Raw genomic sequence first — 12,949 nt, 5'->3', positions numbered from 1 at the left:
GGGCCGCGTTCATCTGCCCTTGGCTCAGTGGCCGCATGCCCAGGGCGCCGCGGCGGTCGCCTTCTCCGCCTTGGCCCGCAGCGCGCGCACCGCCTCGGCCGGGTCGGCCGCCCCGTACACCGCGGAACCCGCGACGAACACGTCCGCGCCCGCCTCGGCGCAACGCTCGATGGTCTCCGCGGAGACCCCGCCGTCGATCTGCAGCCACAGGTCCAGACCGCGCCGGGAGATCAGGTCACGGGTGCGACGGATCTTCGGCAGCATGATGTCGAGGAACGCCTGCCCCCCGAAGCCCGGCTCCACGGTCATGATCAACAGCATGTCGAGTTCGGGGAGCAGGTCCTCGTACGGCTCGATGGGCGTCGCCGGCTTGAGCGCCATCGACGCCCGCGCGCCCTTGGCCCGGATCTCCCGCGCGAGCCGGACCGGAGCGGCCGCCGCCTCCACGTGGAAGGTGACGGAACCGGCACCCGCCTCGACGTACGCCGGGGCCCAGCGGTCCGGGTCCTCGATCATGAGGTGACAGTCGAGCGGGGTGTCGGTGGCCCGGCTCAGTGACTCCACGACGGGCGGACCGAGGGTCAGGTTGGGTACGAAGTGGTTGTCCATCACGTCGACGTGGAGCCAGTCGGCGCCCCGCACCGCCTTCGCCTCATCGGCGAGACGGGCGAAGTCGGCGGAGAGAATGCTGGGGTTGATCTGGGCCATGCCCCCAGCCTGCCATGCTCCGGAGCGGTTCCCCGCCACGGGGAGCCCCAAAGCCTCACGGGGTGGTCACGGTTCGGGCAACCCGCGTCCCTCCGCCGCCCCTCCGCCGGAGGGAAGGGCCGCGCGCCGCGCCCCCGGAGGCGGGGCCGGCCGTTCAGCCCGTACGCCGCAGCACCGCGAGGTACATCGCGTCGGTGCCGTGCAGATGGGGCCAGAGCTGGACGTCGGGGCCGTCACCCAGTGCGGGAACGCCGGGCATCAGGGGACGGGCGTCCACCCATTGCGCCTCGACGGGGTCGCCGCCGCGCCCCTTGAGGACGTCCTCCACCACGGTCCGGGTCTCGGCGAGGTGCGGGGAGCAGGTCGCGTAGCCGACGACTCCGCCCACGCGGACCGCCTTCAGCGCCTCGCGCAGCAGCCCGCGCTGGAGTGGGGCGAAGCTCTCCAGGTCCTCGGGCCGGCGGCGCCAGCGCGCCTCCGGGCGGCGGCGCAGCGCGCCCAGCCCGGAGCAGGGCACGTCCATCAGGACGCGGTCGAAGCTGCCGGGCCGCCACGGCGGACGGGTGCCGTCGGCGGTGATCACCTGGTAGGGACCCGGGTTGCCGGCCAGCGTCCGCTCCACCAGGCGCGCACGGTGCGGCTGCTTCTCGGCGGCGAGCAGGGCGGCGCCGCGACCGGCGGCGAGCGCGGCCAGGAGCGCGGCCTTGCCGCCGGGACCGGCGCAGCCGTCGAGCCAGCGGGTGTCGTCGCCCTCCAGGGGGGCGTTGGCGAGCGCGGCGGCGACGAGCTGGCTGCCCTCGTCCTGCACACCGGCCCGGCCGTCCCGCACGGCGGCCAGGGCGCCGGGCTCGCCGCCCTCGGCCATCCGCACGGCGTACGGGGACCAGCGGCCGGGGAGGGACTGCTCCTCGCCCAGCGCTTCGGCCAGTTCGTCGGTGGTGGAGCGTCCGGGGCGGGCCACCAGGGTGACCTCGGGGCGCTCGTTGTCGGCGTCGAGGAGGTCCTCGATGCCGGCCCGGCCGCCGCCGAGGGAGTCCCAGAGGGCGGAGACCACCCAGCGCGGGTGCGAGTGGACCACGGCGAGGTGCGCTTCGGCGTCCTCCTCGAAGGAGGGGGCGACCTGGTCGAGCCAGGCGTCCAGGTCCTTCGCGGTGACCTTGCGCAGCACCGCGTTGACGAACTTGGCCCGCCCCTCCCCCAGCACCACACGCGCCAGTTCGACACTGGCGGAGACCGCGGCGTGGGTGGGGATGCGGGTGCCGAGCAGCTGGTGGACCCCCATGTTGAGGACGTCGAGCACGGGCGGGTCGACCTCGCGCAGCGGCCGGTCGATGCAGGCCGCCACGATCGCGTCGTACGTGCCCTGCCGGCGCAGCGTCCCGTAGACCAGCTCCGTCGCCAGCGCCGCGTCGCGGCTGTCGAAGTCGCCCTTGGCCCGGGCCTTCTTCAGCAGCGGGGGCAGGACGAGGTTGGCGTAGGCGTCACGCTCGTCGACGGCGCGCAGGGCCTCGAAGGCCAGGAACCGCACCGGGTCCTTCTTGGGGCGGCGGTGGGGCTGGGCGGGACGGCGACGCGGCTGGTCGTTCACGTGAAAGGTGCTCCGCTGATGGTGAGGGGGCGAACCCATCCACCCTACGCCGCCGTCCACCCGGTGACGGAACGACGACTCTCACGCTCCGAGCAGCTCGCCGGGGAGGATACGGACACCGCGCGCCCAGTCGGCGGCCTGCATGGGCTTCTTGCCCTGGGGCTGCACCCAGAGCAGTTCGACGGCGTGCGAGCCGGTGCCCACGTACACGTTCTTCTTGGCGGCGGAGATCTCGCCCGGGGCGAGGTCACGGCGGTCGAGCACCGGGGCGGCCTGGACGATCTTGAGGCGCTCGCCGCGGAAGAGCGTCCAGGCACCGGGGGCCGGCGTGCACCCGCGCACGATCCGGTCGACCCGCAGGGCGGGCGCCGACCACTGCACCTGGGCGTCCTCGACGGTGATCTTCGGTGCGAGGGTGACCCCGTCGGCCGGCTGGGGAACGGCGTGCAGGGTGCCGTCCTCGATGCCGTCCATCGTCGCGACGAGCAGCCCCGATCCGGCGAAGGCGAGCCGGGTCAGCAGGTCACCGCTGGTGTCGGTGGGCCGCACCTCCTCGGTGAGGACCCCGTAGACGGGTCCGGAGTCCAGACCCTCCTCGATCAGGAAGGTCGAGGCTCCGGTGACCTCGTCCCCGGCCATCACGGAGTGCTGCACGGGGGCCGCGCCGCGCCAGGCGGGGAGCAGGGAGAAGTGCAGGTTGACCCAGCCCCGGGCGGGGATGTCCAGGGCCGCCTTGGGCAGCAGCGCGCCGTAGGCGACGACCGGGCAGCAGTCGGGGGCGATCTCGCGGAGCCGCTCCAGGAAGGCCTCGTCGCGCGGACGGGCCGGCTTGAGGACCTCGATGCCGGCCTCCTCGGCCCGCTCGGCGACCGGGCTGGCGACCAGTCGCCGTCCCCGGCCCGCCGGTGCGTCGGGCCGTGTGACCACGGCGGCCACCTCGTGGCGGCCGGAGGCGATCAGAGCGTCCAGGGCGGGGACTGCGACCTCGGGGGTGCCTGCGAAGACGAGCTTCATGGGTGGCTGACTGCCTCTCGGGCGGGCGTACGGGGACGAGCAGCGCACCAGTCTATGACCCCGGGTGCGGACGGGCTGCGGGCGCCGGTTCCGCGGGCCGGGCGCCGCCGGAGCGCGGGCCCGGCCGGCCCCGCGCGGAGGGCCGCGGAGCGAGGAGCCGGGCACGGGCGCCCTCCGAGGGGGCGCACGCGCTGGCGTACGCCGGGCGCACATGCGGAAACGCCCGCAGAGCGTGACCAGAAGGGCGGGTCGGGCGTTGGTCAAAGGAGATTGACCGAAGCGAGTCGCCGCGCTGCGGCGGCCCGATCCCTTTCAACGCCGGTTCGAGAGGCTTCTTCATGGCCGACCACGCAACGCACGACGCCCAAGCGCGGGCCAGTCTGCATCTCCTGGTGCGGGACATCGAGCGGGTCAGGCGGCAGGTGGACGCCCTGCGCACCCTCACCGCGCAGCTGGGCAACGTCTACCGTCCGCGCCGCTCGGGTCCGTCCGCGGGCTTCGTGGTGTACGGGCGGGCCCCGGCCCCCACGGTCCGTCTCGCCCAGGAGCTGCGGGACAGCGTCGAGACCCTCGTCACCGCTGCGGTCGACTTCGACCGTTCGCTGGGCTTCTCCTGGGACGCGGTGGGGTCCGCCCTCGGCGTCACCAAGCAGGCGGTGCACCGCCGCTACGGCGCGCGCCGGACGGCTCCGCAGCCCGCCGGGGAGGCCGCCGAACCGGCGTCCGGGCGCTCCGCGACGGCTCCGGACGAACCGGCGCCCTCGCCCGCCGCGGGCGCGCCGATGCCGACCGTCCCCGCCGCCCGTTCGATGCCGCCGCAGTCCTCGCCGGGCGGCGCACCCCTGCGTGCGGAGCTGCGACCGGGCGCCTTCCCCGGTCCGCGCAACGGCTGACGCGGGCCGGCGTTCAGCCGATGTCGGGCGGATCGATCCGGATGCGTACGGGCTCCGCCCCGCCCCGGGCGGTCCGCGCGGCCTGAGCCGCCTTCAGCGCGGCGGCGAGAGCGGCACCCCGTCCGGGAACCACCCGGATCAGCAGCCGCTCCCACGTCTCCCCCTGCGGCGCGTCCCCGGTCCGGCGGGGCCGGCCAGGTCCGGCGGAGTGCACCGGTACCGGTCCGAGGACCTCGGCCTCCGGCGGCAGCCCCGCGCTCTCCAGGAACGCGGTGAGCGCCCCGGGAGTGCCCGTCACCGAGGCCATCCGGGAGACGGGCGGGAAGCCGAGTTCGGCCCGCTCGGCGAGCTCCCGGCGGGCGAACCCGGCCGGGTCCCACCGCACCAGCGCCTGGACGGGCCCGAGCGTCGGTTCGGCCACGACGACCACGGTGCCGCCCTCCTCCTGCCCCCGGACCAGCGAGGCGGCGGAGATCCAGCGGCGCAGCGCCTCCTCTCCCGCCCGGAGGTCGGGCCGGCCGAGCATGGCCCATCCGTCGAGGAGCAGCGCCGCCGCGTAACCGCCTTCGGCGACGGGCTCCGCCCCCGGTGTGCTCACCACGAGGGCGGGCTCGCCCGGTACCTCGTCCAGGATGTGGTCGCGGCCCGAGGTGCGGACGGGCACGGCGGGGAAGGCGCGGCCGAGCTCGTCCGCCGTACGCCGGGCCCCGACGATCCGGGCGCGCAGCCGGTCGCTCCCGCACGCGGCGCAGTGCCACCCGTGCTCGGGGCGTCCGCACCAGGCGCAGTCGAGTTCCCGCTGGTCCTGGGCCTGGAGCGGTCCTGCGCAGTGCCGGCAGCGGGCCGGCGTACGGCAGCGTTCGCAGGCGAGGCGGGGGGCGTAGCCCCGGCGCGGGACCTGGACCAGGACCGGGCCGTCGCGCAACCCGTCACGGGCGGTCTGCCAGGCGAGGCTGGGCAGCCGGGCGGAGCGGGCGGCACCGTCCCGGGCGAGCTGCTCGTCGCCGACCGTACGGACCAGAGGGGCGCTGCGGCGCACCTGCTCGCGGGGCGCGGCCAGCGGCAGCGCCCAGCCGGTCTCGACGAGCTGGGCGGCCTCCACCGTGCAGCCGGTGGCGCCGAGCAGGAACCCGCAGCGTCCGTGGGCGGCCCGCAGCTCCAGCACCTCCCGGACGTGCGGGAAGGGGGCGTTGTCGTCGCTGTGGCTGGAGTCGCCGTCCTCCCAGATCACGACGAGCCCCAGGTCCGCGACGGGGGCGAACATCGCCGCCCGGGTCCCGACCACCGCGCGGACCGAGCCGCGCCGCACGGCGAGCCACTGGCGGTAGCGGGCCTCGGGGCCGGACTCCGCGGTGAGCAGGGCGTGCAGGCCCGGCCCCAGCAGAGCGGTCAGCGCGGCGTCGACCCGACCGGCGGCCCGCCCGTCCGGGACGACGACGAGCGCGCCGCGCCCCGAGGCGAGGGTGGCCGCGACGGCCCGGGCGATCTCGTGCGGCCAGTGCGGTCCGGGCAGGGCGGTCCACACCGCCCGGGGCGATCCGCCCTCGGCGAGGGCGCGCAGGAAGCCGGGCCCCTGGGCGTACCGCTCCCAGCTGCCCGCCTCCGGGGCCGGGGGCGGCGGCAGCGGCTCGGGCGAGGGCCTGCTCTCGGCGCGGCCGTTGCGCGGCGGCACGGCGAGCTGGAGCACGTCGGCGAGGCTGCCCGCGTACCGGTCGGCGACCGCGCGTGCCAGCGCCAGCAGTTCCGGCCCGAGGACCTGCTCCGGCGAGACGACGTAGGCGAGCGCGGCGAGCGCCCCCTGGTAGTCCGACTCGGCCCGGCGCTCGACGAGGAACCCGTCGATCAGGCCGCCGCCCTCTCGCCGGCCGCCCCGGACCTGGCGCCCGCCGGCGCCGAAACGGACCCGCACCCGGACCCCCGGCTGCGCGTCGGCGTCGAGCTCCTCGGGCACCGCGTAGTCGAAGTACTGGTCGAGGTGGAGCACGCCCTTGTTCACCAGGACCCGGGCGACGGGCAGCTCGGCGGCGAGCGGCGCCCCCCGCCAGGTCCGCGGTTTGGCGCGCGGGACCTTCGCCCGGCGCACGGTCTCCCGGATCAGCTCGAGCTGTTCCGGCATGCCGTCCCCCGGCTCGTCCGCCCGCCCGTCGTCGCTGCTCACAGCCACATTCCTACCAGAGGGGTCCGACAGCCCGCGGCGCACGGCACAGGGCCGGGGCCCGCACACCGTGAGGGTGTGCGGGCCCCGGCCCTGTGTACGGGAAGTCCGCCGGAGGCGGTGTCCTACAGGCCGGCGGCCGCGCGCAGCGCGTCCACCCGGTCGGTGCGCTCCCAGGTGAAGTCGGGGAGCTCGCGGCCGAAGTGGCCGTACGCCGCCGTCTGCGCGTAGATCGGACGGAGCAGGTCCAGGTCGCGGATGATCGCGGCCGGGCGGAGGTCGAAGACCTCACCGATGGCGTGCTCGATCTTCTCGGTGTCCACCGCGGCGGTGCCGAAGGTCTCGACGAAGAGACCGACGGGCTCGGCCTTGCCGATCGCGTACGCCACCTGCACCTCGCAGCGGGCGGCGAGCCCGGCTGCGACGACGTTCTTGGCCACCCAGCGCATGGCGTACGCGGCGGACCGGTCGACCTTGGACGGGTCCTTGCCCGAGAAGGCGCCGCCGCCGTGACGGGCCATGCCGCCGTAGGTGTCGATGATGATCTTGCGGCCGGTGAGGCCGGCGTCGCCCATCGGGCCGCCGATCTCGAAGCGTCCGGTCGGGTTCACCAGCAGGCGGTACCCCTCGGTGTCGAGCTTGATGCCGTCCTCGATGAGCTGGGCCAGCACGTGCTCCACGACGAACTCGCGGATGTCGGGGGCGAGCAGCGAGTCGAGGTCGATGTCCGAGGCGTGCTGCGAGGAGACGACGACCGTGTCGAGCCGGACGGCCTTGTCACCGTCGTACTCGATGGTGACCTGCGTCTTGCCGTCGGGGCGCAGGTAGGGGATGGTGCCGTTCTTGCGGACGTCGGAGAGACGGCGGGAGAGCCGGTGCGCCACGTAGATCGGGAGCGGCATCAGCTCGGGCGTCTCGTCGCAGGCGTACCCGAACATCAGGCCCTGGTCGCCCGCGCCCTGCTTGTCGAGCTCGTCGTCCTCGACGACCGCCGCACCCAGCACCCGCTTCTCGTACGCGGTGTCGACGCCCTGGGCGATGTCCGGGGACTGCGCTCCGATGGACACCGAGACGCCGCAGGAGGCGCCGTCGAAGCCCTTCTTGGAGGAGTCGTAGCCGATCTCCAGGATCTTGTTGCGCACGAGGTTGGGGATGTCGGCGTAGGCCTTGGTCGTGACCTCACCCGCGACGTGCACCAGACCAGTGGTGATCAAGGTCTCGACGGCGACGCGCGAGGTGGGGTCCTCGCGCAGGAGCGCGTCGAGAATCGTGTCGCTGATCTGGTCAGCGATCTTGTCGGGGTGACCCTCGGTGACGGACTCCGAGGTGAAGAGACGGCGGGACACATCGCTCCCTGGGGTTGCAGCGGCTGCTGGCTGATCATGGGTGGAACGGTCGGGAGCTGCGCCCGGCACGTTCCGCGACCAGTTTATCGGTCGCTTCCTGCGGTTGGGCCACGCGTCTCGCCCCTTGGAGCGCTGTGACGTGCGGCACCGAAGAACCCGGGGTGCGGTTCCTCCCGCGGAAGCGTGGTGAAGGCCTATCTTCTCCTTCGCCCCTTCCACGGGCTCGGCGGGGGTGAATCTACTCCGGGAAGCGTGCGACGACCAGATCCCACAAAGTGTCCGCCAGACCCTCCTTGGGCCCGTAGGGCACGGCCGTCTCCGTGCCGTCCGGGGCCAGGACGACCGCTTCGTTCTCGGCGGAACCGAAGGTCTTGTGCTCGCCCACCTCGTTCACCACGAGGAGGTCACACCCCTTGCGGCGGAGTTTCTCGCGCCCGTTGGCGAGCACCTCGTCGGTCTCCGCGGCGAATCCCACGACCACCTGTCCGGGTGCGGCCCGTTCGGCGGAGACCTCGGCGAGGATGTCCGGATTACGCACGAGCTCAATGACCGGATCCGCGCGGTCGTCGCGCTTCTTGATCTTCCCCTCGGCGTACGTGGCGGGCCGGAAGTCGGCGACGGCCGCGGCCATCACCACCACGTCCGCGTCGGCCGCCGCCTTCAGCACGGCCTCCCGCAGCTGGACGGCGGTGCCCACGTGCACCACGTCCGCGCCGGCCGGGTCGGGCAGGCCGGTGTTGGCCTCGACCAGCGTGACCCGGGCGCCCCGGGCGACGGCGGTGCGCGCGAGCGCGTACCCCTGCTTGCCGGAGGACCGGTTGCCCAGGAAGCGGACCGGGTCCAGCGGTTCGCGGGTGCCACCGGCGGAGACGACCACGTGGCGCCCCGCCAGGTCGGGGCCGGCGGCGCCCCGCGCCAGCACCCGGCGGCAGACCTCGAAGATCTCGGCGGGGTCGGGGAGCCGGCCCTTGCCGGTGTCCGCGCCGGTGAGGCGGCCGACCGCGGGTTCGACCACGACCGCTCCCCGGCGGCGCAGGGTGGCGACGTTCTCCTGGGTGGCGGGGTGCTCCCACATCTCGGTGTGCATCGCGGGCGCGAAGACGACCGGGCAGCGGGCGGTGAGCAGGGTGTTGGTGAGCAGGTCGTCGGCGAGGCCGTGGGCGGCCTTGGCCAGCATGTCGGCGGTGGCCGGGGCGACCACCACGAGGTCGGCGCTCTGCCCGGTCCGCACGTGCGGGACCTCGTGGACGTCGTTCCAGACCTCGGTGGAGACCGGGTGGCCCGAGAGCGCGGACCAGGTGGCGGCGCCGACGAAGTGGAGGGAGGCCGCGGTGGGCACGACTCGTACGTCGTGTCCGGACTCGGTCAGCCGGCGCAGCAGCTCGCACGCCTTGTAGGCGGCGATGCCGCCGCTGACCCCCAGAACGACCTTCGGCTTCTCCACTGCGTCTCCCCGCACTCGGCTCGGTGTCCCTCCATGCTGCCCCACCGCCCCCGCCCGGGGTCCGGCGGCCCGGTGCGACCGGCCCGCGGACGCACCCCGGGCCCGGCGGATGATCCGCCGGGCCCGGGGTGAAGGTGCGAGCTTCCTGCTCTCGGCAGGATGTGGTGCCGCTTACTGCGCGGGGCCCTCGATGGCCTCCGAGGTCAGCAGGCCGGCGTTGATCTCGCGAAGCGCGATCGACAGCGGCTTCTCGTGGACGTGGGTGTCGACGAGCGGACCGACGTACTCGAGGAGGCCTTCACCGAGCTGCGAGTAGTACGCGTTGATCTGACGCGCGCGCTTGGCGGCGTAGATCACCAGGCTGTACTTCGAGTCGGTGGCCTCGAGGAGCTCATCAATCGGCGGGTTGATGATGCCCTCGGGCGTGGTGATGGAAGAGGACACTCTCTGCCTTCCGAAGGGGGTGTAGATCAAAGAGATCTTTGATGCTGCGGCTGCCGGCCGGCGCTGATCCGTGCGGTGCGACTGAACACTCGGCGGTGGCCCGGGGGGCCGATCGCGTCGTTTCCTCAGTTGATCTCAGTCGCTCGTGGCACGGTGGTCGGAAGCCTGAAGCATCAACGTTAGCAGCTCGCGCGCCACGTCCTCGACGGAGGTGTTGACGAGGGTGGTGTCGAACTCGGCCTCGGCGGCCAGCTCCACCCGTGCGGCGGCGAGCCTGCGCTCGATCACCTCGGGCGGTTCGGTGCCCCGGCCGGTGAGCCGGCGGACCAGTTCGTCCCAGCTCGGAGGGGCGAGGAAGACGAGCCGCGCGTCGGCCATCGACTCGCGGACCAGCCGGGCGCCCTGGAGGTCGATCTCCAGCAGCACCGGCTCGCCGTTCTCCAGGCGGTCGAGGACGGCCCGGCGGGGGGTGCCGTAGCGGTTGCCCGCGAACTCCGCCCATTCGAGCAGCTCGCCGTTGGCGATCAGCTTGTCGAACTCCTGGTCGTCCACGAAGAAGTAGTGGACGCCGTTGGTCTCGCCGGGGCGCGGCTTGCGGGTCGTCGCCGACACCGAGAGCCAGACCTCGGGGTGGACCTTGCGCATATGCGCGACGACCGTGCTCTTGCCGACCCCGGAGGGGCCGGAGAGCACGGTCAGCCGCGGACGTACGTCCGGGGGTACGGGGGACGTCCCCCGGGATGTTGCAGCCATGCAGCGATTATCCAGGTTCTCAGGAGTGCCTGAGAACGTCAGGCGGCGGAGCCGCCGAACTCTCGCTCCAAGGATGCGATCTGGTTGGAGCCGAGACCCCTGACCCTGCGGCTCTCGGAGATCCCGAGACGCTCCATGATCTGCTTGGCGCGGACCTTGCCCACGCCCGGCAGGGACTCCAGGAGTGCGGAGACCTTCATCTTGCCGATGACGTCGTTCTCCCGGCCCTGCTTGATGACCTCGTGGAGCGAGGCGCCGGAGTGCTTGAGTCGATTCTTTACCTCGGCCCGCTCCCGGCGAGCCGCGGCGGCCTTTTCGAGCGCGGCTGCGCGCTGTTCAGGGGTAAGGGGCGGAAGAGCCACGCCTACGTCACCTCGGATGTCGATCTGTCGGATACGGACCGGTGAGGAACCTGTTGCCCCACACCTGGCGAGCCACGAACAACAACCTGTGCTCGTTGGCTCTCGACGGAGACTAGCGGCCAACTGCCCCGGAGTCAGCGAGAACGAACGAAAAGTCCTGGTCAGCTGTGGCCGACCAGGACATTCGCGACATAAAGGCCGGGATTTTCCTCAGGAATTCGTCAACGCGCTGTTATGTGTCGCATTCAACTATCCGTGAACGGCCGTACGGATCTCGTCGGCGAAGCGTTCGGCGGCGCCGCGGAGCCCCGCGGCGTCCGGTCCGTGGCGCAGGACACCCCGGCTCACGCTCGGCACCACGTTGTTCACCGCGTCACCGAACACGGCCGTCAGGTCGGCCGGGGTGGCGCCCTGGGCACCGATGCCCGGAGCGAGCAGCGGCCCGTTGATCGCGAGGTCGGCCCCGGCGTCCCCGAGGGTCGCGCCGACCACGGCGCCGACCGACCCCATCGGCTCGGCCCCGGCGTTCTCGGCGGCCATGTGGTCGAGCATCAGCTGGGCCAGCGAACGGCCGTCGGCGGCGGTGGCGCGCTGCACCTCGGCGCCCTCCGGGTTCGAGGTGAGCGCCAGCACGAAGACGCCCGCGCCGGAGACCGCGGCGGCGTCGAGCGCCGGGCGCAGCGAGCCGAAGCCGAGGTACGGCGAGACGGTGACGGCGTCCGAGAAGAGCGGCGAGTCCTTGTCCAGGTAGGTGGCCGCGTAGGCGCCCATGGTCGACCCGATGTCACCGCGCTTGGCGTCCATGAGTACGAGCGCGCCGGCCGAGCGGGCCTCGGCGACGGCCGTCTCCAGCACGGCGATGCCGCGGGAGCCGAAGCGCTCGAAGAACGCGGACTGCGGCTTGAGGACGGCGACCCGGTCGGCCAGGGCCTCGACGACCGTACGGGTGAAGCGCTCCAGGCCCGCGATGTCGTCGGGCAGACCCCAGGAGGCGAGCAGCGTGGCGTGCGGGTCGATGCCGACGCAGAGCGGCCCGCGGGTGTCCATGGCGTGGCGCAGGCGTGCGCCGAAGGGTTCGGGGGTCACTGGGCGGCCTTCCGGGTTCCGGCGCCGACTGCCTCGGCGAGGGTGGCGTAGGGGGACGCGGCCAGCCGGGCGGCCAGCCCCTTGTGGATCGCGCGGGCGTAGAACGGACCCTCGTAGATGAAGGCGCTGTACCCCTGGACGAGCGTGGCACCGGCGAGGATGCGCTGCCAGGCGTCCTCGGCGCTCTCGACGCCGCCGACGCCCACCAGGGTGATCCGGTCGCCGACGCGCGCGTACAGGCGCCTGACGACCTCCAGGGAGCGCTCCTTGAGCGGGGCGCCGGAGAGTCCGCCGGTCTCCCCGGTGAGGGAGGCGGGCGAGCGCAGACCGAGGCCGTCGCGGGCGATGGTGGTGTTGGTGGCGATGATGCCGTCGAGGCCGAGCTCCACGGCCAGGTCGGCGACGGCGTCGACGTCCTCGTCCGCGAGGTCCGGGGCGATCTTGACGAGCAGCGGGACCCGCCGGTCGGTCACGGTGCGGTCGGCGGCCTCGCGGACGGCGGTCAGCAGCGGGCGCAGTGCCTCGGTGGCCTGGAGGTTGCGCAGGCCGGGGGTGTTGGGCGAGGAGACGTTGACCACGAGGTAGTCGGCGTGGGCGGCGAGGCGCTCGGTGGACTTCACGTAGTCGGCGGCGGCCTCGGCCTCGTCCACCACCTTGGTCTTGCCGATGTTGACGCCGACGGTGGTGCGGAAGACGGCGGTGCGGGCGCCGAGACGTGCGGCGACGGCGGCGGAGCCCTCGTTGTTGAAGCCCATGCGGTTGACGAGCGCGCGGTCGGCGACGAGGCGGAAGAGCCGCTTCTTCGGGTTGCCGGGCTGCGGCTCACCGGTGACGGTGCCGATCTCGACGTGGTCGAAGCCGAGCATCGCCATGCCGTCGATCGCGACGGCGTTCTTGTCGAAGCCGGCGGCGAGCCCGAAGGGACCGTGCATGCGCAGCCCGAGGGCCTCGGTGCGCAGGCTCGCGTACCGGGGAGCCAGCGCGGCGGCAACGAAGGTCCGCAGGACGGGGGTACGGGCGGCGAGGCGGATCCACCGGAAGGCGAGGTGGTGGGCCCGCTCCGGGTCCATCCGCTTGAAGACGAGCTGGAAGAAGAACTTGTACATCGAAGGTGTCCTCACGAAGAGGGGGACACCGCTTGACCGGTGCCCCCCTT

12 protein-coding genes are annotated in these 12,949 nt (G+C 73.4%); 1 reads left to right on the top strand and 11 read right to left on the bottom strand.

From position 1 onward, the window contains the following. Positions 1–24 precede the first annotated feature (24 nt). From rpe to fmt, 3 genes are all read right to left on the bottom strand, one after another. Positions 25–708: a ribulose-phosphate 3-epimerase gene (gene rpe, locus PZB77_RS26980; RefSeq protein WP_275495225.1), complete on the bottom strand. Its 684-nt coding sequence runs from the start codon at positions 706–708 to the stop codon at positions 25–27. A gap of 154 nt (positions 709–862) precedes the next feature. Beyond that, positions 863–2,296: a transcription antitermination factor NusB gene (locus tag PZB77_RS26975; protein ID WP_275495224.1), complete on the bottom strand. Its 1,434-nt coding sequence runs from the start codon at positions 2,294–2,296 to the stop codon at positions 863–865. A gap of 81 nt (positions 2,297–2,377) precedes the next feature. After that, positions 2,378–3,310, bottom strand: coding sequence for a methionyl-tRNA formyltransferase (gene fmt, locus PZB77_RS26970; RefSeq protein WP_275495223.1), 933 nt, complete (start codon positions 3,308–3,310; stop codon positions 2,378–2,380). A 338-nt stretch (positions 3,311–3,648) separates the two neighbouring features. Here fmt and PZB77_RS26965 point away from each other — a divergent pair, with 338 nt between their 5' ends. Then, positions 3,649–4,203 carry a hypothetical protein gene (locus tag PZB77_RS26965; protein ID WP_275495222.1) on the top strand — a complete coding sequence of 185 codons (555 nt, stop codon included), beginning with the start codon at positions 3,649–3,651 and terminating at the stop codon, positions 4,201–4,203. Between the two features lie 13 nt (positions 4,204–4,216). Here the strand turns inward: PZB77_RS26965 and PZB77_RS26960 are convergent, their stop codons facing one another. From PZB77_RS26960 to PZB77_RS26925, 8 genes are all read right to left on the bottom strand, one after another. Then, complete coding sequence (locus PZB77_RS26960) at positions 4,217–6,361, bottom strand: primosomal protein N' (protein WP_275495221.1); 2,145 nt, start codon at positions 6,359–6,361, stop codon at positions 4,217–4,219. Between the two features lie 122 nt (positions 6,362–6,483). Beyond that, on the bottom strand, positions 6,484–7,704 hold the full coding sequence (gene metK, locus PZB77_RS26955; RefSeq protein WP_275495220.1) for a methionine adenosyltransferase: 1,221 nt from the start codon (positions 7,702–7,704) through the stop codon (positions 6,484–6,486). Positions 7,705–7,942: 238 nt separating this feature from the next. After that, complete coding sequence (gene coaBC / locus PZB77_RS26950) at positions 7,943–9,148, bottom strand: bifunctional phosphopantothenoylcysteine decarboxylase/phosphopantothenate--cysteine ligase CoaBC (protein WP_275495219.1); 1,206 nt, start codon at positions 9,146–9,148, stop codon at positions 7,943–7,945. A gap of 171 nt (positions 9,149–9,319) precedes the next feature. Next, positions 9,320–9,592: a DNA-directed RNA polymerase subunit omega gene (gene rpoZ / locus PZB77_RS26945; protein ID WP_003970369.1), complete on the bottom strand. Its 273-nt coding sequence runs from the start codon at positions 9,590–9,592 to the stop codon at positions 9,320–9,322. A 135-nt stretch (positions 9,593–9,727) separates the two neighbouring features. Beyond that, a complete protein-coding gene (gmk, locus tag PZB77_RS26940; protein WP_275495216.1) occupies positions 9,728–10,345 on the bottom strand; it encodes a guanylate kinase in 618 nt (205 codons plus the stop codon). 38 nt (positions 10,346–10,383) lie between these two features. Continuing rightward, on the bottom strand, positions 10,384–10,707 hold the full coding sequence (locus tag PZB77_RS26935) for an integration host factor (RefSeq protein WP_266702292.1): 324 nt from the start codon (positions 10,705–10,707) through the stop codon (positions 10,384–10,386). A gap of 249 nt (positions 10,708–10,956) precedes the next feature. After that, positions 10,957–11,793, bottom strand: coding sequence for an orotidine-5'-phosphate decarboxylase (gene pyrF / locus PZB77_RS26930; RefSeq protein WP_275495215.1), 837 nt, complete (start codon positions 11,791–11,793; stop codon positions 10,957–10,959). Then, positions 11,790–12,899 carry a quinone-dependent dihydroorotate dehydrogenase gene (locus PZB77_RS26925; protein WP_275495214.1) on the bottom strand — a complete coding sequence of 370 codons (1,110 nt, stop codon included), beginning with the start codon at positions 12,897–12,899 and terminating at the stop codon, positions 11,790–11,792. Before PZB77_RS26925 ends, pyrF begins: the two co-directional genes overlap by 4 nt. Between the last annotated feature and the right edge of the window lie 50 nt (positions 12,900–12,949).

It is taken from the genome of Streptomyces sp. AM 2-1-1 (assembly GCF_029167645.1).
Lineage (GTDB): Bacteria > Actinomycetota > Actinomycetes > Streptomycetales > Streptomycetaceae > Streptomyces.
The sequence above is the reverse complement of the archived record's forward strand: the minus strand, read 5'-3'. Positions and strand labels throughout refer to the sequence as shown.

Excerpts from the sequence above, each read along its gene's own strand:
- PZB77_RS26925 (WP_275495214.1), bottom strand. The coding sequence starts at position 12,899 with ATGTACAAGTTCTTCTTCCAGCTCGTCTTCAAGCGGATGGACCCGGAG.
- rpe (WP_275495225.1), bottom strand. The coding sequence starts at position 708 with ATGGCCCAGATCAACCCCAGCATTCTCTCCGCCGACTTCGCCCGTCTC.
- fmt (WP_275495223.1), bottom strand. The coding sequence starts at position 3,310 with ATGAAGCTCGTCTTCGCAGGCACCCCCGAGGTCGCAGTCCCCGCCCTG.
- PZB77_RS26965 (WP_275495222.1), top strand. The coding sequence starts at position 3,649 with ATGGCCGACCACGCAACGCACGACGCCCAAGCGCGGGCCAGTCTGCAT.
- gmk (WP_275495216.1), bottom strand. The coding sequence starts at position 10,345 with ATGGCTGCAACATCCCGGGGGACGTCCCCCGTACCCCCGGACGTACGT.